This window comes from Pseudomonas sp. EB271-G4-1 (genome assembly GCF_058791355.1).
In genome coordinates, this window is sequence record NZ_JBYTEO010000027.1 from 1 (window position 1) to 19,074 (window position 19,074).

The 19,074-nt window shown below is 61.1% G+C and carries 18 protein-coding genes and 1 pseudogene; 11 read left to right on the plus strand and 8 right to left on the minus strand.

The features are described 5' to 3' along the window. Positions 1-84: 84 nt before the first annotated feature. Both AC3WWR_RS15175 and AC3WWR_RS15180 read left to right on the plus strand, forming a co-directional pair. The gene (locus AC3WWR_RS15175; protein ID WP_151143977.1) at positions 85-1,053 is read left to right on the plus strand and encodes a 2-oxoglutarate and iron-dependent oxygenase domain-containing protein; all 969 of its coding nucleotides are present in this window, start codon (positions 85-87) and stop codon (positions 1,051-1,053) included. Between the two features lie 78 nt (positions 1,054-1,131). Then, complete coding sequence (locus tag AC3WWR_RS15180) at positions 1,132-2,085, plus strand: adenosine deaminase (RefSeq protein ID WP_020796340.1); 954 nt, start codon at positions 1,132-1,134, stop codon at positions 2,083-2,085. Positions 2,086-2,100: 15 nt separating this feature from the next. On the opposite strand, the gene AC3WWR_RS15185 is transcribed toward AC3WWR_RS15180, so the two are convergent. Next, positions 2,101-2,835, minus strand: a complete 735-nt coding sequence (locus tag AC3WWR_RS15185) for an ArsR/SmtB family transcription factor (protein WP_020796341.1) — start codon at positions 2,833-2,835, stop codon at positions 2,101-2,103. Between the two features lie 226 nt (positions 2,836-3,061). Next, positions 3,062-3,991 (minus strand): transcription regulator VimR, encoded by a 930-nt coding sequence (gene vimR, locus AC3WWR_RS15190; protein ID WP_020796342.1) that lies wholly within the window; start codon positions 3,989-3,991, stop codon positions 3,062-3,064. A gap of 126 nt (positions 3,992-4,117) precedes the next feature. Between vimR and AC3WWR_RS15195 the strand changes: the two genes are divergently transcribed. Both AC3WWR_RS15195 and AC3WWR_RS15200 read left to right on the plus strand, forming a co-directional pair. Continuing rightward, on the plus strand, positions 4,118-5,131 hold the full coding sequence (locus AC3WWR_RS15195; RefSeq protein WP_020796343.1) for a zinc-binding alcohol dehydrogenase family protein: 1,014 nt from the start codon (positions 4,118-4,120) through the stop codon (positions 5,129-5,131). 153 nt (positions 5,132-5,284) lie between these two features. Further along, positions 5,285-5,455, plus strand: coding sequence for a hypothetical protein (locus tag AC3WWR_RS15200; protein ID WP_008066222.1), 171 nt, complete (start codon positions 5,285-5,287; stop codon positions 5,453-5,455). An 8-nt stretch (positions 5,456-5,463) separates the two neighbouring features. Here the strand turns inward: AC3WWR_RS15200 and AC3WWR_RS15205 are convergent, their stop codons facing one another. Both AC3WWR_RS15205 and AC3WWR_RS15210 read right to left on the minus strand, forming a co-directional pair. Beyond that, a complete protein-coding gene (locus AC3WWR_RS15205; RefSeq protein WP_020796344.1) occupies positions 5,464-6,660 on the minus strand; it encodes a multidrug effflux MFS transporter in 1,197 nt (398 codons plus the stop codon). 93 nt (positions 6,661-6,753) lie between these two features. Further along, positions 6,754-6,951 (minus strand): heavy-metal-associated domain-containing protein, encoded by a 198-nt coding sequence (locus tag AC3WWR_RS15210; RefSeq protein ID WP_020796345.1) that lies wholly within the window; start codon positions 6,949-6,951, stop codon positions 6,754-6,756. Positions 6,952-7,110: 159 nt separating this feature from the next. Between AC3WWR_RS15210 and AC3WWR_RS15215 the strand changes: the two genes are divergently transcribed. From AC3WWR_RS15215 to cueR, 3 genes are all read left to right on the plus strand, one after another. Next, positions 7,111-7,494, plus strand: coding sequence for a hypothetical protein (locus AC3WWR_RS15215; RefSeq protein ID WP_020796346.1), 384 nt, complete (start codon positions 7,111-7,113; stop codon positions 7,492-7,494). Positions 7,495-7,707: 213 nt separating this feature from the next. Continuing rightward, the gene (locus AC3WWR_RS15220) at positions 7,708-10,101 is read left to right on the plus strand and encodes a heavy metal translocating P-type ATPase (RefSeq protein WP_151143975.1); all 2,394 of its coding nucleotides are present in this window, start codon (positions 7,708-7,710) and stop codon (positions 10,099-10,101) included. Beyond that, a complete protein-coding gene (gene cueR / locus AC3WWR_RS15225; RefSeq protein WP_020796348.1) occupies positions 10,098-10,511 on the plus strand; it encodes a Cu(I)-responsive transcriptional regulator in 414 nt (137 codons plus the stop codon). The genes AC3WWR_RS15220 and cueR overlap by 4 nt, the downstream gene beginning before the upstream one ends. A gap of 161 nt (positions 10,512-10,672) precedes the next feature. Here cueR and AC3WWR_RS15230 read toward each other — a convergent pair whose 3' ends face one another. Continuing rightward, a complete protein-coding gene (locus tag AC3WWR_RS15230) occupies positions 10,673-11,566 on the minus strand; it encodes a PA4780 family RIO1-like protein kinase (RefSeq protein ID WP_020796349.1) in 894 nt (297 codons plus the stop codon). Positions 11,567-12,016: 450 nt separating this feature from the next. Between AC3WWR_RS15230 and AC3WWR_RS15235 the strand changes: the two are divergent. Together AC3WWR_RS15235 and AC3WWR_RS15240 are read left to right on the plus strand one after the other, a co-directional pair. Continuing rightward, positions 12,017-12,949, plus strand: a pseudogene (locus tag AC3WWR_RS15235) (cache domain-containing protein); the annotation flags it as partial. Between the two features lie 129 nt (positions 12,950-13,078). Then, entirely contained in the window at positions 13,079-13,807 is a 729-nt protein-coding gene (locus AC3WWR_RS15240) for a methyl-accepting chemotaxis protein (RefSeq protein WP_370628334.1), read from the plus strand. Between the two features lie 101 nt (positions 13,808-13,908). Here AC3WWR_RS15240 and AC3WWR_RS15245 read toward each other — a convergent pair whose 3' ends face one another. Both AC3WWR_RS15245 and AC3WWR_RS15250 read right to left on the minus strand, forming a co-directional pair. After that, positions 13,909-14,700 carry an AraC family transcriptional regulator gene (locus AC3WWR_RS15245; protein WP_083350089.1) on the minus strand — a complete coding sequence of 264 codons (792 nt, stop codon included), beginning with the start codon at positions 14,698-14,700 and terminating at the stop codon, positions 13,909-13,911. A 151-nt stretch (positions 14,701-14,851) separates the two neighbouring features. After that, entirely contained in the window at positions 14,852-16,129 is a 1,278-nt protein-coding gene (locus tag AC3WWR_RS15250; protein ID WP_492598842.1) for an acetyl-CoA C-acetyltransferase, read from the minus strand. A gap of 119 nt (positions 16,130-16,248) precedes the next feature. On the opposite strand from AC3WWR_RS15250, the gene AC3WWR_RS15255 reads away from it, so the two are divergent. Beyond that, positions 16,249-17,601 (plus strand): 3-oxoacyl-ACP reductase, encoded by a 1,353-nt coding sequence (locus AC3WWR_RS15255; protein ID WP_492598843.1) that lies wholly within the window; start codon positions 16,249-16,251, stop codon positions 17,599-17,601. A 2-nt stretch (positions 17,602-17,603) separates the two neighbouring features. After that, positions 17,604-18,458 (plus strand): MaoC family dehydratase, encoded by an 855-nt coding sequence (locus AC3WWR_RS15260; RefSeq protein WP_020799211.1) that lies wholly within the window; start codon positions 17,604-17,606, stop codon positions 18,456-18,458. Between the two features lie 132 nt (positions 18,459-18,590). On the opposite strand, the gene AC3WWR_RS15265 is transcribed toward AC3WWR_RS15260, so the two are convergent. Beyond that, positions 18,591-19,004 carry a response regulator gene (locus AC3WWR_RS15265; protein WP_020799212.1) on the minus strand — a complete coding sequence of 138 codons (414 nt, stop codon included), beginning with the start codon at positions 19,002-19,004 and terminating at the stop codon, positions 18,591-18,593. Positions 19,005-19,074 lie beyond the last annotated feature (70 nt).

The window sequence follows — 19,074 nt, forward strand, 5'->3', positions numbered from 1 at the left end:
CTTTTGATTTTTATCAGATCAAGATCAAAAGATCGCAGCCTGCGGCAGCTCCTACAGGGATTTTCAACGCTCTCAGGATTGTGTATGAACAGTCTTCCCATCATCGACATCGACCCGCTCTACACCGACGACCAAAGCGCCTGGGCAACCGTGGCAAAGCAAATCGACCACGCCTGCCGCGAATGGGGCTTTTTCTACATCAAGGGTCACCCGATCAGCGCCGCGCGCATCGACGCCGTGCTCGACAGCGCCAAGCGTTTCTTCGCCCTGCCAACTGCCGAGAAGCTCAAGATCGACATCACCCAGACCCGCCACCATCGCGGCTATGGCGCTATTGCCACCGAACAACTGGACCCGAGTAAACCCAGCGACCTGAAAGAAACTTTCGACATGGGCCTGCACCTGCCGCTCGACCATCCCGATGTGCTGGCGGAAAAACCGTTGCGCGGCCCCAACCGCCATCCATCAATGCCAGGTTGGGAGACGCTGATGGAGCAACACTACGTCGACATGCAGGCACTTGCGCAAACCTTGTTGCGGGCAATGACGTTGGCGCTCGGCATCAAGCGGGATTTTTTCGACACGCGCTTTCGTGAACCGGTCAGCGTATTGCGCATGATTCACTACCCGCCGCGACACACCGCCACTTCCCGGGAGCAACAAGGCGCCGGCGCTCACACCGATTACGGCTGTATCACCCTGCTCTACCAGGATGCCGCCGGTGGCTTGCAAGTCAGGAACGTAAAAGGCGAATGGATCGATGCCCCGCCGATCGAAGGGACGTTCGTGGTCAATCTCGGTGACATGATGGCGCGCTGGAGCAACGACCGTTACCTGTCAACGCCGCACAGGGTGATCAGCCCATTGGGCGTGGATCGTTACTCGATGCCATTCTTTGCCGAGCCACACCCCGATACCCGCATCGAATGCCTGCCCGGATGCCAGGATGAACAGCAGGCGGCGAAATACCCGGCCACCACTTGCGCCCAGTTCCTACTCTCACGTTTCGCCGATACCTACGCTTATCGACGGGAACAGGAGGCGGTGGAATGAACCGCCTGGTCAGGTTTTATCAATTGTTGCGACGAGCATCTGTAGAATGGCGCCATTGCACCTGATGAGAACAGAATTATGTACGACTGGCTGAACGCCCTGCCCAAGGCCGAACTGCACCTGCACCTGGAAGGTTCGCTGGAACCCGAACTGCTGTTTGCCCTGGCCGAACGCAACAAGATCGCCCTGCCGTGGAGCGATGTCGAAACCCTGCGCAAGGCCTACGCCTTCAATAACCTGCAAGAATTCCTCGACCTGTACTACCAGGGTGCCGACGTGCTGCGCACTTCCCAGGATTTCTACGACCTGACCTGGGCCTATCTCTTGCGCTGCAAGGCGCAGAACGTGATTCACACCGAACCGTTCTTCGACCCGCAGACCCACACCGACCGTGGCATTCCATTCGAAGTGGTGCTCAATGGCATCGCCGCAGCGTTGAAGGACGGTGAGCAACAACTGGGAATCACCAGCGGTTTGATTTTGAGCTTCCTGCGCCATTTGAGCGAAGAGCAGGCGCAGAAGACCCTCGACCAGGCGCTGCCGTTCCGCGATGCGTTTGTCGCCGTGGGCCTGGACAGCTCCGAGATGGGGCACCCACCGAGCAAATTTCAACGCGTGTTCGACCGCGCCCGTGGCGAAGGTTTCCTGACGGTCGCCCACGCCGGTGAAGAAGGCCCACCCGAGTACATCTGGGAAGCCCTCGACCTGTTGAAAATCCAGCGCATCGACCATGGCGTGCGCGCCATCGAAGACGAGCGCTTGATGCAGCGCATCATCGATGAGCAGATCCCGCTGACCGTGTGCCCACTGTCCAACACCAAGCTCTGTGTGTTTGATCACATGTCGCAGCACAATATTCTCGACATGCTCGAGCGTGGCGTGAAAGTGACCGTGAACTCCGATGACCCGGCGTACTTCGGCGGTTACGTCACCGAAAACTTCCATGCCCTGTATACCGACCTGGGCATGACCCAGGACCAGGCCAAACGCCTGGCGCAGAACAGCCTGGATGCCCGGTTGGTCAAACCCTGATATCTACCGGGTCTCCTACAAGGCCATTTCCAGCTCGGTCTGCCTGGCGAAACGGTGAATTTCTTTCTGCCCGGCGGCGGTAAGCTGCAGGGCACGAGAATCCACGGGCAAGTTCAGCCAACCGGACTGCATGAACAGCTGCAGCAACGCCGCACCCAAGGCACCGCCCAGGTGCGGCCGTCTTTCGCTCCAGTCGGGACACGCACAGGCAACCTTGCCGTTGCGATGGGCCAGCGCCTGAATGAAGACACCGCGTGACGCCAGCTGCGTCGAGCCCTTGAGGGTGATCGTGACCCGCTGGTCGAACTGCTCGATCCAGCCGGCCTCCAGCAGGCGCTGGTACAGATCGGCGGCCAGGGTGCCACCCAAGTGGTCCTCACACAGCCGCGCACGCAACAGCGATGAACCCCTCGGCTGAGGTTTGGCCAAGGGGGCGGCGCGTTTGAATATGTCCGGGATATCCTGCGGTGTGCTGGCCAGCGTGGCGCTGGCCAGGGCTTCGATCGCGGCACCGATTTCGGGTGCTGTCAGGCGGAAGAAGCGCTTTCGCCCACGGGTTTCTACTTTCAACAGGCCTCCGGCGGACAACCGCGCCAGGTGCGCACTCGCCGAAGACGGTGACAGCCCGGCCATCAATGCCAATTCTTCAGTATGTCGAGCCGATCCGTCCATCAAGGCCCACATCATTGCGCTGCGCTTCGGGTCAGCCAGCAACGTGGCTATCTGGCTGATGCAAGGTGCATGTTCCATGTATTCACTCCCTGTTGAATCGTATCGTCCTGCTGCTCAGAGATATCTTGACCCGTCATGTGCTGTCGGCCAAACGTGGAAACTGCCATAAACCGGGCTCGCCCTTGCGATCGGTGGTGCGTTCACCAGGCAAGCATCAGTATAGGCCGGTTGGCCGCCAGATCCTGCCCCCCGCAAACCGCCGATGCTGATAGTTCCTGAGGGAAATTTCGCTTTTTGCCTGAGACTAATGATCGAAACCCGATAATCCCGGAAAATGACTACTCAAATGGGCGCATCGGCTGGCAAGCATTTCCCGCAAAAGGTTCACCGGCTTACTCAACTGTGCGCGATGGGCGCACAACAGATTCAGCGGTGCGCGCTCACAGAGCAGTTCCGGCATCAGCACTTTCAAGCGCCCCGCTAACACATCGTTGGCCACATCAAGCCAGGATTTGTAAGCGATCCCGGCCCCTGCCAGCGCCCACAGGCGCACGACATCGGCATCGTCACTGAAACGATCGCCACCGACGGTCAGGCCGACCTCGCGCTTGCCGTCATGAAAACTCCAGTGATCGTGAACCCGGCTGCCCAGCATGAACAGCAGGCAATTGTGCTGGGCCAGTTGCTCCAGTTGGCGTGGCTCGCCACGCCGGGCGAGGTATTCGGGCGCGGCACACAGCACTCGACGATTGTGTGGGGCGATGGGTAGCGCCACCAGGCTGGAATCTTCCGGCTCGCCGTAGCGCAGGGCGATGTCCACTGGCTGGCGGAACAGATCGGCGATGCGGTCGCCCAGCAGCAAGCGCACGGTTAGCTTCGGGTGCTCGCGCTGAAACTCATCCAGCCAGGGCAGCAGCAGGTTGCGCCCAAAGTCCGAAGGCGCGGACAGCTGCAAGACGCCGCTGACCTGATCCTGTCCGCTGGCCAACAGACGCCGGCCTTCGTCGAGATGACTCAAGGCCGCCCGAGCGTACTCCAGAAAACCTTCGCCTTCTGCGGTCAGGCGCAGGCTGCGGGTCGAGCGGGCCAGCAGGCGGGCGCCCAGTTGCTGTTCGATGCGCTTCAACGCCGCGCTCGCCACTGCTGCCGACATGTCCATGCCCCGTGCGGCCGCGGACAGGCTGCCCAGGTCCGCCGCACGGACGAACAACTGCAAATCATCGAACCGCAGCATGTGAGCCTTCATTATCAAAAAAACATTGAAAGAGACTGCTCTTTTAGCGGGTTTTATCTTCCTTAGAAATAGCCAATCATCCATCCCATCGAATCTTAATTCAGATAGTTATTTGGGAGCCTTCCAATGAAAGCCGTTGCCTACTACGCCTCGTTGCCGATCAGCGATGAAAACGCCCTGCAAGACATCGAACTGCCGGAGCCAGTCGCTGGCCCCCGCGACCTGCTGGTGGAGGTCAAGGCCATCTCGGTGAACCCGGTGGACACCAAGGTCCGGCAGAACGTCCAGCCTGAAGCCGGCGCGGCTAAAGTGCTGGGGTGGGACGTGGCCGGCGTGGTCAAGTCGGTCGGCAGCGAAGTGACATTGTTCAAGGCCGGCGACAAGGTCTTCTACGCCGGCTCCATCGCCCGTGCCGGCGGTAACAGCGAGCTGCACGTGGTGGATGAACGAATCGTCGGCCATATGCCGAACACCCTGGGTTTCGCCGAGGCCGCCGCCCTGCCGTTGACGGCCATTACCGCGTGGGAGTTGCTGTTCGAGCGCCTGCAGGTGCACGAAGGCAAGACCGTTGAAGGCCAGAGCCTGTTGATCGTCGGTGCGGCCGGCGGCGTCGGTTCGATCCTCACGCAACTGGCCAAACAGCTCACGGGCCTGAATGTGATCGGTACCGCTTCGCGCCCGCAGACCCAAAGCTGGGTGAAAGCGCTGGGAGCCGATCAGGTGATCGATCACAGCCAGCCACTGGCACAGGCCCTCAAACAGGCCGGCATCGATCAGGTGACCCATGTCGCCAGCCTGACCCAAACCGATCATCACCTGGATCAACTGGTCGAGGCGTTGGCACCACAAGGCAAGCTGGCACTGATCGACGACCCGAAAAGCCTCGACGTGACCAAGCTCAAGCGCAAGAGCCTGTCACTGCACTGGGAGTTCATGTACACCCGCTCACTGTTCGAAACCGCGGACATGATTGAACAGCACAAATTGCTCAACCGGGTAGCCGAGCTGATCGACGCCGGCACTCTGAAAACCACGGTTGGCGAACATTTCGGCATCATCAACGCGGCGAACCTGCGGCGTGCCCATGCACTGCTGGAAAGCGGAAAATCCAAGGGCAAGATTGTGCTGGAAGGGTTTTAAGCGACTGCAGGAGCTGCCGAAGGCTGCTCTCGGACTGCGATGTTTTTTGTTACAAACCGTCAGTCCGAGAGTTGAGCCTTGTCACAATCGCGCTCGTATTCAGGACTACAATCGAAGCCTCTGCGAGAAATCTTTTACTTGAGGAGGTCAGTAATGAAGATCCTGATAAAAGAATTGGCAAAGTCCCAGTGGCAGGTTCGCCTGGATCAACATGCCGTCACCTTCCGCAGCGAAGCCGAAGCCCGCGCCTTCACCAATACCCTTGAAGCGCGCCTACACGCCCCGCACCAGATACCCGACCGCCAACAGCGCGCTGTTGGCTGAGTCAGTCCTCAAACCTGGACTTGCACCAACGCCCGGGCATTTTGTATACGTCGGGTGAGCAGCGCCGCGCTCACCACCAGAATCCCGCACAGGCTGATGACCATGGCCATCGGCATGGCGGTGCCGTCGTGCAACACACCGACCAGCGCCGCAGCGCCTGCTGCGACACTGAATTGCAGGCACCCGAGCATGGCCGAAGCACTGCCGGCGCGGGCACCCTGGCCGTTCATCGCGCAGGCCGAGGCATTGGGAAGAATGCAACCGAGGCTGGCGATACAGACGAATAATGGAATCAGCAGCGGCCAAAGCTGTGCGGTGTGCAGCGCACTGACGGCGAGCAACGCCAAGCCGGCTCCGAGGTAGATCCACACTGTGCGTGTCAGCAGGAACGCCGGACCACGCTTGGCCAACAGTCGCGCGTTGACTTGGGCCACGAGGATGAACCCCGCCGCGTTGGCACCGAAGAACCAGCCAAAATGTTCAGCCGGAACGCCATAGAGCTTGATGAAGATGAACGGCGACCCGGCGATGTAGGAGAACATGCCGGCGATGGCGATACCGCCCGTCAGGGCATGGCCGAGGTATACCGGGTCCTTGAGCAAACGTGCGTACTGGCGCAACGCCCCCGCCAAGGGTTGGCGTGGCAAATGGGCGGGCATGCTTTCTGGCAGGCCCAGTGCCACGGCCAGCCCTGCCAGGGCACTGAAACCAGTCAGCGCGAGGAAGATCGACTGCCAGCCAGTGGTGTTGACCAGCAAACCGCCGAGCATCGGTGCAAGAATCGGCGCCAACCCCATCACCAGCATCAATTGCGAAAAGACTTTTGCCGAGCCCACCGCATCGCATTTGTCGCTGACCACAGCCCTCGAGATCACCATCCCTGCGCAACCACCCAGTGCCTGGATGAACCGCGCACCGATCAGCCACTCCAGGCTCGGTGCATACGCGCACGCCAACGAAGCGGCGGTAAACAGCCCGACCCCAATCAGCAACGGCATGCGTCGCCCGAACCGATCAGCCACCGGGCCGTAAGCCAGCTGACCAATGGACAAGCCGAGGAAATAGGCGGCCAATGTCAGCTGAACGTGTTTTTCGTCGGTGCCGAAGGCGAGCGCCATTGCCGGGAACGCCGGCAGATAAAAATCGATCGCCAGAGGACCGAAAGCGCTCAAGGCGCCAAGAATCAGGATTGTGCGAAAATTCATCAGGCATCCAATGGGACAGAAGTCGGCAGCCCGACAGTCTAGCCGCGCATGGACGCCTTGAACATTAAGTTAGCTCGCTAACTATTAAAAAATTCAGGCCAGCTTCACGCGGTAGCCTTCTTCACTGATGAGCTCGATCACTTGCTCGGCGCTCAATGCACTCTCGACGCCGACTTCCCTGGCCGCCAGGTCGACCCGCACACTCGCGGCCGGGTCCTTGGCCTGCACAGCCTGGGTGATCGCCTTGACGCAGTGACCGCAGGACATGCCTTCAACGTTAAACACTTGCATGGATGACTCCTTTACTGAGGTGTTTGAATGAGGTGAGCTACAGTCTCGAGCTTGCCCCCATGGCAAGGTCAAGTTCCGAAGTGACCTGCCGGGCTGGCAATCGGCTTCGCGCTCGTCCAAGCTGCGTGCATCTACGACTTGATCCCAGGAGATTCAGCCATGCGCTGGTCAGCTTTCAGCCTGTTAGGCCTGCTCAGCCTTTTCACCGCCACAGCCCCGGTCAATGCCGCCGGTGAGGATTATGGCGTGCTGATCATTTCCCGCGAGCGCCTGGAAGTCGCAACCAGCTGCGAAATCGGCGTGTACATCCAGGACCAGCTGGCGGCGCGGCTGTTCCAGGAGCAGAGCACCTCGTTCAACTTGCCACCGGGCAATGTGTCGCTGCGCTTGAAGTTGCTGCCGGGCCAGGCGCCGGGGTGTAACCCGGGCATGTTGGCGCCGGGTTCGCAAGACATCCAGCTCAGGGCCGGTGATATGTTGAAATACCGGATTGCGATGACACAGGATGGGATGTATCTCAAGCGCGCAGGCCTCGGATACTGAAACATCCCCCTGTAGGAGCGAGCATGCTCCGGGCGGCGTTCCGACGAAGGTCGTCAACGATAACGCTGGAAACCTGACACCCCGCGGCGCTCTCGGGTTCATCGCGAGCAGGCTCGCTCCTACAAGGTTGATATCGCACTTTGATCTTGGTGCTTGACCTTGCCAGCATGGCAAGGTTGATCCTGTAGGCAACTACTACAGGGAGCGTGACCGATGTCCGAATCCATTACTTTCGATCTGCCAATTGCCGGCATGACCTGTGCCAGCTGCGCCGGGCGTGTCGAGCGCGCCTTGAGCAAAGTCGTCGGCGCCAGTGCCGTCAGCGTCAACCTGGCCACCGAGCAGGCCCGGGTTCAAGCGCCGGTCGACAGTCTCCCGGCCTTGATGGAGGCCGTGCAAAAAGCCGGTTATAGCGTGCCGCAGCAGCGCCTTGAATTGAGCATCGACGGCATGACCTGCGCCTCCTGTGTCGGCCGGGTCGAACGGGCACTGAGCAAGGTGGCGGGGGTCAAGAGCGTCAGCGTTAACCTGGCCAATGAACGCGCTCATGTGGAACTGTTCGGGCAAGTCGATCCGCAAGCCCTGATCGGTGCCGTGACCAAGGCCGGTTACGTCGCCAGCGTCTGGCAAGACGATCAGCCACATATCGACACGCAGCAAACCCGACTGTACCGCGAGCGCTGGGCCTTGATCGCAGCCATCGCCCTCGCCTTGCCCCTGGTTTTGCCGATGTTGCTGCAACCGTTCGGCGTGCACTGGATGCTTCCGGCCTGGGCGCAGTTCGCCTTGGCCACGCCGGTGCAATTCATCTTTGGCGCACGGTTTTATGTAGCCGCCTGGAAAGCCGTGCGTGCCGGCGCTGGCAACATGGATCTGCTGGTCGCGCTGGGCACCAGTGCCGGTTATGGCTTGAGCGTGTACGAATGGGCCACCGCCGCCGGGCGCATGCCGCACCTGTATTTCGAAGCCTCGGCTGTAGTGATTGCCCTGGTGTTGTTGGGCAAGTACCTGGAAAGCCGCGCCAAACGCCAGACTGCCAGCGCCATTCGCGCCCTGGAAGCGCTTCGCCCGGAGCGGGCGATCCAGGTCGTCGACGGCCGTGAGCAGGAAGTCGCCATCAGCGCCTTGCGCCTCAATGACCTGGTACTGGTCAAACCCGGCGAACGCTTTCCGGTGGACGGTGAAGTGGTCGACGGCCAGAGCCATGCCGACGAAGCGCTGATCAGCGGCGAAAGCCTGCCGGTGCCCAAGCAACCGGGTGACAAGGTCACGGGCGGCGCGATCAATGGTGAAGGTCGCCTGCTGGTACGCACTCAGGCACTTGGCGCGGAAACGGTGCTGGCTCGCATCATTCGACTGGTTGAGGACGCTCAGGCGGCCAAGGCCCCGATCCAGAAATTGGTGGATAAAGTCAGCCAGATCTTCGTGCCGGTTGTGCTGCTGCTGGCACTCGCTACCCTGATTGGCTGGTGGCTGTACGGCGCGCCACTGGAAACCGCGCTGATCAATGCCGTGGCGGTGCTGGTAATCGCCTGCCCTTGTGCCCTGGGCTTGGCCACGCCGACGGCGATCATGGCCGGCACCGGGGTGGCGGCGCGGCATGGGATTCTGATCAAGGACGCCGAAGCGCTGGAACGTGCCCATGAAGTCAGTGCAGTGGTGTTCGACAAAACCGGAACCCTGACCTCTGGCACCCCGCGCATCGCCCACTTGAGCGCCATCGACGGTGACGAAACCGCCCTGCTGCAACTGGCCGGCGCCTTGCAACGTGGCAGTGAGCATCCGCTGGCCAAGGCTGTGCTGGATGAGTGCGCACAACGCGGTCTGATCGTGGCCGATGTCAGCGACAGTCAGTCCCTGACAGGGCGCGGCATTGCCGGCAGTCTTGAGGGCCGTAGGCTGGCACTGGGTAATCGACGTCTATTGGAAGAAAGCGGATTGCGCGCAGGTGAATTGGCCGATTCGGCAACTGCCTGGGAAGCCGAAGGCCGGACCCTGTCCTGGCTGATCGAGCAAAGCCCGGCACCGCGAGTACTGGGATTGTTCGCTTTCGGTGACATGCTCAAGCCTGGCGCGCTGCAAGCCGTGCAACAACTCAGCGCACGCCATATCAGCAGCCACTTGCTGACCGGCGACAACCGAGGCAGCGCCAAAGTGGTCGCCGATGCACTGGGCATCACGAATGTACACGCCGAAGTGCTGCCGGCAGACAAAGCCGCCGAAGTCGCCATGCTGAAGAAAACCGGTGTGGTGGCGATGGTTGGCGACGGCATCAACGATGCGCCGGCATTGGCCGCGGCGGATATCGGCATTGCCATGGGAGGCGGTACCGACGTGGCCATGCACGCCGCCGGGATCACCCTGATGCGCGGCGATCCGCGATTGGTGCCCGCGGCGCTGGAAATCAGCCGCAAGACCTACGCGAAGATCCGCCAGAATCTGTTCTGGGCCTTTGTCTATAACCTGATCGGCATTCCGCTGGCGGCCTTCGGATTCCTCAACCCAGTACTCGCCGGTGCGGCAATGGCGTTGTCGAGTGTGAGCGTGGTGAGCAATGCGCTACTGTTGAAAACCTGGAAACCCGAGGATCTGGAGGACAAGCGATGAACATCGGCCAAGCGGCCCGCCATAGCGGCCTGAGCGCAAAGATGATCCGTTACTACGAGTCCATTGGCTTGCTCAAGGCGGCGCATCGCACCGACAGCGGTTATCGGGTCTACAGCGACGACGACCTGCATACGCTGGCGTTCATCAAGCGCTCTCGGGACCTGGGGTTTTCCCTGGAAGAAGTCGGCAAGCTGCTGACCCTCTGGCAGGATCGCCAGCGGGCCAGTGCCGATGTGAAGGCCCTGGCCCGCCAGCATATCGACGAGTTGAACCAGAAAATCCGCGAGTTGGGGCAGCTGCGCGATACGTTGCAGGATCTGGTCGAGCATTGTCAGGGCGATCATCGGCCGGATTGTCCGATTCTCAAGAGCCTGGAGTCGGGGTGTTGTGCAGAACCGTCGAATATTTAAGCGCCTGTGACACACCGTATCGCCCACGATCGTTCCCACGCTCTGCGTGGGAATGCATCCCGTGACGCTCTGCGTCACATTCAGAAGCGGAACGCGGAGCGTCCCTGGCGGCATTCCCACGCAGAGCGTGGGAACGATCATGTGCACCTACAAAAAACCGATCACTGCATCCAGGGCGGAGGCGGCTCTTCGGTTTTGCCCGGTGGCGTGTCGTCTGCGGCACGCGCCGCTTGCTTGCGCTCTTCATCCAGGCGCGCGGCCTCGATCTCGCGCATGATGCCGCCGACGTCGGCCAGCTCTTCCGGCTCGTCGAATTCGCCAGTCAGGACGCTGGCCGGGTGCAAAGTGCCCGCCTCGTACAAAGCCCACATTTCCTTGGCGTACCGAGTCTTTTTCAACTCTGGCGCAAACCGTCCGAAATAGGACGCCATGTTGCCCACGTCCCGCTCCAGCATGCTGAACGCGTGGTTGTTGCCCGCCGCGTCAACCGCTTGCGGCAAGTCGATGATCACCGGGCCGGTCGGGGTCAACAGCACGTTGAACTCGGACAGGTCACCGTGCACCAGGCCGGTACACAGCATCAGCACGATCTGCGAAATCAGGAACGCGTGATACTCGCGCGCCTGATCCGGCTCCAGCACCACGTCGTTCAGGCGCGGTGCCGCATCGCCATACTCGTCGGCCACCAGTTCCATGAGCAGCACGCCCTCAAGGAAGTCATAGGGCTTGGGTACCCGCACACCGGCATTGGCCAGGCGAAACAGCGCCGCCACTTCGGCGTTCTGCCAAGCGTCTTCGGTTTCCTTGCGACCGAACTTGGAGCCCTTGGCCATGGCCCGGGCCTGTCGGCTGTTGCGCACCTTGCGGCCTTCCTGATACTCGGCCGCCTGACGAAAACTGCGTTTATTCGCCTCCTTGTAGACTTTCGCGCAACGTAACTGGTTGCCGCAGCGCACCACATAAACAGCTGCTTCTTTACCACTCATGAGTGGGCGCAGCACCTCGTCGACCAGACCGTCCTCGATCAGGGGTTCAATGCGTTTTGGAGTCTTCATCAGCTTTTATTGTGGGTCCTTTATTACCAAACACGCGAAAGTCCTTCGTTATACGGCAATCCATCCATTCGGGGGAGGGGGTGCCGACGTACCGTTCGTGTCATTTTTCAAAACAGCCCTCAATTTCCGCAGGCAACAGCCGAAGTCCTAAGTGACAAAGTGATTTGTCCGACAATCGTTTTTACAACAATAACGATGCCGCATTCAGGGAACAGGGATCCATTACGTTTACGGCTGCCAAAAAACCGCGAGTCATCTGCACTGCGTGGGCCTACAAGAAAATCTGGAGCGCGGATGAACATCAAACAGAAACTGACCTGGGCGTTTGCAATCATCGCCTGCTTGCCGGTGGTGCTGGTCGCCACCCTCGTCGTGCTGAACTTGCGCAGCGATGCCAAGGACGAATTCGTCGACAACAGCGGTCGCGAAATCCGTCAGGTCAGCAATGCGATGCAACTGTTTTTCGACGGCATCAGCCAGAACGTCGAATACCTGGCCAGGCAACCGCTGATCACGAACTCCGACGACAGCCTCAAGACCTACATGAACGCCAACGCCGCCAGCATTCCCCAAGGGGAAATGGACAAAAAAGTCTTCGGCTTCCTGCAGGACCTGGGCAACGCCCATCCGTCATACGCCTACGCCATCCTCGGCACCGCGGCCGGTGGTTACGTGTCGTGGCCGGACGATGCCAAACTGGCCAACTACGACCCGCGCCAGCGCCCCTGGTACAAGGCCGCCCAGGCCAAACCGGGCAAGCCATTCCGTACCGAAGCCTATTACTGGGCCGAAAACGATACGTCCTACGTCAGCACCGTGCGCACCATCGACAACAAGCTGGGCACCAACGGTGGCGTCGTCAGCATCGACGTGTCGCTCAAACAGCTCACCGAACTGGTCAAGCAGATCAAGCTCGGCGAGACCGGCTACCTGATGCTGCTGGAAAATTCCGGCACCGTGCTGGTCGACCCGAAACAACCGGAACATAACTTCAAAGCCCTGGGCAGCCTCGGCGAGGGCTACGCGCAACTGGCCAAGGCCGGCAAAGGCCTGGTCGAGGTTGAACTCAATGGCGAGCGCTACATGGCCAACGTCTGGCCGTCCGAGCAGTTGGGCTGGACCTTCATCGGCTTGATCAAGCAGAGCGATGTGATGAGCACCGCCACCCAACTGACCTGGTTGATCGCCATCATCGCCGCGGTACTGGCTGTGATTTTTGCCGTTGTCGGCGCGAGTTTCGCCAGCGTCATCGTGCGACCGATCCGCAGCGTGGCCGACGGTCTGGAAGGCATCGCCCAGGGCGAAGGCGACCTGACCAAGAGCCTGCAAATCCGCGGCAGCGACGAAACCGCGCAACTGGCCAACTGGTTCAACCAGTTCCTGACCGCGATTCGCAACCTGATCCAGAGCATCGGTGGAGCCGCGACCAGCATCCTGGCCACCTCCAAGAGCTCGACCCAGGTCTCCAGCGACATGGCCGAAGCCGCTGGGCGCCAGCGTGAAGCGGTGGACATGGTGTCCACGGCATTCCATGAAATGGTCGCCACCGCCAACGAAGTGGCGCGCTCCTGCAGCCAGGCGGCCGAGTCCGCCGACAGCGGGCAGCGCCAGGCCCGCGAAGGCCAGCAACAGATTGACGCGGCCGTCAGCAGTGTCGATCGCCTGAGCCAGGAAATCGAACAGTCGGCGCAGTCGATGCAACAGCTGGAACGCGACAGCAATGATATCCAGTCGATCCTGGGGACCATTCGCTCAATCGCCGAGCAAACCAACCTGCTGGCACTGAACGCGGCCATCGAAGCGGCGCGGGCCGGTGAACAGGGTCGTGGTTTTGCGGTAGTAGCCGACGAAGTACGCGCGCTGGCCAAGCGCACGGCCGACTCCACCGCAGAAATCGACGGGCTGCTGGGCAACCTGGCCAAGCGCACCAGCCAGGTGACCCAGCAGATGCATGCGAGCCTGGAGGTGTCCCAGCAATCGGTGACGCGCATCGGCGAAGCGCGCAACAGTTTCGGGCAGATCCGCGAGTCGGTGGATGTGATCCGCGACATGAACACCCAGATTGCCACGGCGGCGGAACAACAGCATCAAGTGGCCGAAGACATCAACCGGCACATCAGCCAGATCCATGGCGATGCGCAATTGGTGGCGGAACTGGCGAACTCGGCGCGCCTGGATTCCCAGAGCCTGGCCGGGTTGTCGAATGAGCTGGATGGGTTGGTGCGCCGCTTCCGTACCTGATTGAAATCCCGGTGCCCGCTTCGCGACCATTCGCGAGCAGGCTCGCTCCCACAGGGTTTTGCACTGCCCTTGTGGGAGCGAGCCTGCTCGCGAAGCGGCCCTCACTGTCGGAACAGCTCTCCCGGGGTAAATCCGAACAGGCTCTTGAACGCCGCAATAAACGCTGACGTCGAGTCATACCCACAGGCCAGCGCGGCGTTGGTCACGCTGTCGCCCTCCTCCAGCAGACTTAACGACGACAACAGCCGCATGCGCTGGCGCCAACCGCGGAAACTCAACCCGGTTTCCCGCTGGAACAGGCGCATCAGGGTTTTCTCCGATGTACCCAGGCGCTCGGCCCATTCGTGCAAGGTCACATTGTGCTCGGGATTTTCGATCAGCTCGTTGCACAAGCCCAACAACCTTTCATGACGGGGCAACGGCAGGGAAAACCCGACTTCCGGCAATGTCGCCAACTGATCGAGCAATACACTCACCAGCCGCGCTTGCGGGCTGTCGCCCTGTGGATATTCCACTGGCAGCAGGCAAAAACTCTTGATCAGCTCCCGGGCCAGCGGCGTCACTTCCAGTACCCGGCAACGCCCGTCCGCCCACTCGCAATCTTCGCGGCGCACATACAGGCTGCGCATCTCGGCACGCATTGAGGTCACGACCTGATGATCGAGATCCGCCGGAATCCAGATTCCCCACTGGGGCGGCGCGAAGAAACTGCCCTCGGCGGTGTGCACCCCGAGCACACCACTGATGGCATAGGAAAACTGCACCCAGTCGTGTCGATGGGACGGCGTCCACGACCCGGCATTGAGGCTCTCCACCCGGGCATACAGCGGACGTGGCAGTGTGATGAGCGGTGGAATGCTGCGTTCGAGGGAAACCTGTCCGTTAGTCGGCATTGAACGGCCTTGTGTTGCGAGATGGCTGATGGGGCGACGTTAGGCCATGCCTCGGATCTATTCAACACTAAACCTATCTGTAGGAGCCGGCTTGCTGGCGATGGCGTCCGAGGGATCGCCATCGCCAGCAAGCCGGCTCCTACAGGTATCGTTAACGTTCGATGATGGCGGTTACCCCCTGGCCGCCTGCGGCGCAGATCGAGATAAGCCCACGCCCCTTCCCCGCCGCATCAAGCAACTTGGCCAGGTTGGCGAGGATGCGACCGCCCGTGGCCGCAAACGGGTGCCCGGCCGCCAGTGAACTGCCTTTGACATTGAGCTTGCTGCGGTCGATGGCCCCCAGCGGCGCGTCGAGGCCCAGGCGGGTCTTGCAGTACTCGGGGTCTTCCCAGGCCTTCAAGGTGCAGAGCACTTGCGCGGCGAACGCTTCATGGATTTCGTAGTAATCGAAGTCCTGCAAGGTCAGGCCATTGCGCGCCAGCAACCTTGGCACGGCATACACCGGCGCCATCAACAAGCCCTCGGCGCCATTGACGAAATCCACTGCCGCTGTCTCGCCATCGCGCAGGTAGGCCAGGATCGGCAAGCCACGTGCTTGCGCCCATTCCTCACTGCCTAGCAGCACTAGCGAGGCGCCATCGGTCAGCGGCGTGGAGTTACCGGGAGTCAGGGTGCCTTTTGCGCTTTTTTCGAAAACGGGCTTGAGTGAGGCGAGTTTTTCGAGGGTCAGGTCAGGGCGCAAATTGTTGTCGCGAGTGAGGCCAAGAAACGGCGTCATCAAATCATTTTGCCAACCTTCGGCATAGGACGCGTCAAGATTCTGATGGCTCAGCAGCGTCAGCTTATCCTGCTCTTCGCGAGGAATGTTCCAGGTCTGCGCCATCAACTCGCAATGCTCGCCCATGGACATTCCGGTGCGCGGCTCGCCATTGCGCGGGAATTCCGGGATCAGGTGCCAGGGGCGCAACTGCAGGAAGGGCTTGAGTTTTTCAATGGTCGTGTTGGCCCGATAGGCTTGCAGCAGAATCTTGCGCAACCCGTCGCTGACACTGATCGGCGCGTCCGAGGTGGTATCGACGCCACCGGCAATGGCGCTGTCGATTTGTCCCAAGGCAATTTTGTTAGCCACCAACAGCGCCGCTTCAAGTCCGGTGCCACAAGCTTGCTGGATGTCGTAGGCCGGAGTAGCGGGCGACAGTCGCGAACCAAGCACGCACTCACGCGTCAGGGCCATGTCCCGCGGCAACTTGAGGACGGCCCCGGTGACCACTTCGCCAAGGCGCAGGCCATGCAGGTTGTAGCGTTCGATCAGGCCTTCGAGCGTGGCCGTGAGCATGGCCTGGTTACTGGCGGTGGCGTACGGCCCGTTGGACCGAGCGAAGGGTATCCGGTTACCGCCGATAATCGCGACGCGACGCAGCTGAGTCATGAAAAGCTTCCTATTCTGTGAAGGCCATTACCCGCAAGCGTAGGCCTTTTCCAGTGAATCGAACGACTGATTGCCATTCATGGTCCACACTTTGAACCTCATCTGCTGGAGCGCGTTCCATGTCCGACCGCTATATCGACTTCGCCAATTCGTCCATCGGCCATCGACTGGTCGGTGCCATGGGCCTGCCTTCACCAGTACGCCTGGAACGCTGGCAAGCGGGCCGATTGCGCCCTGTCGAAGGCGCTTTGCTGATTGGCGGCGGCCCATTGGCGGAAAAGGTCAGCGCCTTCGCCAACCGCCTGACGGACGCGATCTACACCTACGGCACCGATCCCTCGATGGCGGCCGCGTGGATTCCCGGACACGGCCCGAAACTAAAGGCGGTGGTATTCGATGCCAGTGATCTTGTGCAAACCGACCAGCTCAAGCAACTGCGCGAATTCTTCCAGCCACTGATGAAAAATCTCGACCACAGTGCACACCTGGTGATCCTGGGGCGTGACCCGCGGACCTTGAGCGACCCATTCGCCGCCAGCACCCAGCGCGCCCTCGAAGGTTTCAGTCGCTCGCTGGCCAAGGAACTGCGCAGCGGTGGCACTTTGCAGCTGATCCACGTTGGCGAGGGTGCCGAGGATCAACTGGAAGGACCGCTACGGTTTTTCCTCTCACCGAAAAGCGCCTTCGTGTCCGGGCAAGTGATTGGCCTGCAGGCCTGCGACACCCAGGTGACGGACTGGACGCGGCCGCTGGCCGGGCGCAAGGCGCTGGTCACCGGCGCTGCGCGTGGCATCGGCGCCGCCATCGCCGAAACCCTGGCCCGTGACGGTGCCGAAGTCATCCTGCTCGACGTGCCCCCGGCCAGGACCGATCTCGACGCCCTCGCCGCACGCCTCGGCGGGCGTGGTATCACGCTGGACATCTGCGCCGAGAATGCGGCGACGGAGTTGGTGGAACAGTTGCCCGACGGCATCGACATCGTGGTGCACAACGCCGGCATCACCCGGGACAAAACCCTGGCCAACATGACGCCGGAGTTCTGGGACGCAGTGCTCGCCGTCAACCTCAACGCCCCGCAAGTGCTGACCAAGGCCCTGCTCGATAGCGGCACCCTGCGCGACAATGGCCGGGTGATCCTGCTGGCGTCGATCAGCGGCATCGCGGGCAATCGCGGGCAATCCAACTATGCGGCGAGCAAGGCCGGGCTGATTGGCCTGGCACAGGCGTGGGCGCCGCTGTTGCATGGGCGGGGCATCAGCATCAATGCCGTGGCCCCGGGTTTCATCGAAACGCAAATGACCGCGCACATTCCATTCGGCCTGCGCGAAGCCGGGCGACGCATGAGCTCACTGGGCCAGGGTGGCCTGCCGCAAGACGTCGCCGAAGCAGTGGCCTGGCTCGCGCAACCGGGCACGGGCGCATTCACCGGCCAGGCATTGCGTGTCTGCGGGCAAAGCGTTCTGGGGGCCTAGGCATGATCATCGACTGGCACACACTCAACCGCGAACCCAGCCTGCCGGGGCTGTATGTACAGGCGGCGACGCGGCGCAAAATCACCGGCACCACCCTGCCCCATTCGGGTTTGCGCTGCTGGCTCGATGTCGACCCAAAGCGCCTGGCGGCCTATCGCAAGGTCTGCGGCTTCGCCGACAACAGCCTGCTGCCACCCACCTACCCGCACATCCTTGCATTCGCCTTGCAGATGCAATTGCTCACCGCCCGGGACTTTCCGTTCCCGCTGCTGGGGCTGATTCACCTGAGCAATCGCATCCGCGTGTTGCGGCCCATGGGCGGGGTCCATCGGGTGCGGGCCAGCGTGTGCGTGGAGAACCTGCAACCCCATGCGAAGGGCGCGACCTTCGATCTGGTGACGACGCTGGATGATCAATTGGGACCGCTCTGGGAGGCGCAAAGCCAGATGCTGTGCCGGGGCGTGAAGCTTGAAGGCGAGCCCGTCGAGGAGGAGCTGGCCTCGACGCTGGCACTGACGCAAGTTGCCCAATGGACAGCGCCCGCGGACATCGGCCGGCAATACGCCAAGGTATCGGGCGACTACAACCCGATTCACCTGAGTGCTGCCAGCGCCAAAATGTTCGGTTTTCCATCGGCGATTGCCCATGGTTTATGGAACAAGGCCCGCACCCTGGCCGCCCTCGCCGAGCATCTGCCGGCCGCGAACGTCGAGATCGTGGTGCAATTCAAAAAGCCGGTGCGCCTGCCCAGCGAGGTGACATTACTGGCCAGCGCCGCAGGTTCCAGTGGGGATCTGCAACTGGTCGGGGCTGGTGATCTGGAGCACATGGTTGGTCACTGGCGACCGATTGCCTGACCCTGGCGAATGTACCTCGCTCCTGTAGGAGCTGCCGCAGGCTGCGATCTTTTGATCTTGTTTTGCCCCCGGGAAGATCAAAAGATCGCAGCCTTCGGCAGCTCCTACAGGGCAATGCGTTTACCAAGCTACTTAGCGCCTGCCAAACTCCCCCAGCGGCTGCGGGAACAGGTTATTGAGCGTCTCCAGCAACCGCACGTGATAGATCGGCTTGCGAAACAGGTCCAGAACCTGCAACCGCAGCATGTCACTGACATCCTCCATGTCGGCATGCCCGGACATCACGATCACCGGCAAATGCTGGCGCGCCGTGTGCTCGCGCAAGCGCTTGATCAACGACATCCCGCTCTCCTCCGGCATGCGCAGGTCGGTGATGACCAGCGCTATATCCGGATTGCGCGTCAGGTGCTGCAGCGCCAGCTTGACCGAGGTCGCGGTGAAACAATTGAAACCTTCACCCTCCAGCAATTCCGCCAGCTCAAGCAACGCATCCTCTTCGTCATCGACCAAGAGAAGCTGTTGGCGCGGCAGTGCGGAAACGTTCATAGGCAACACCTGGAATAGACTAAGCGCTGACATTAGAACCCGCCTCGTGCATTAGCAAGTTACCGATGTG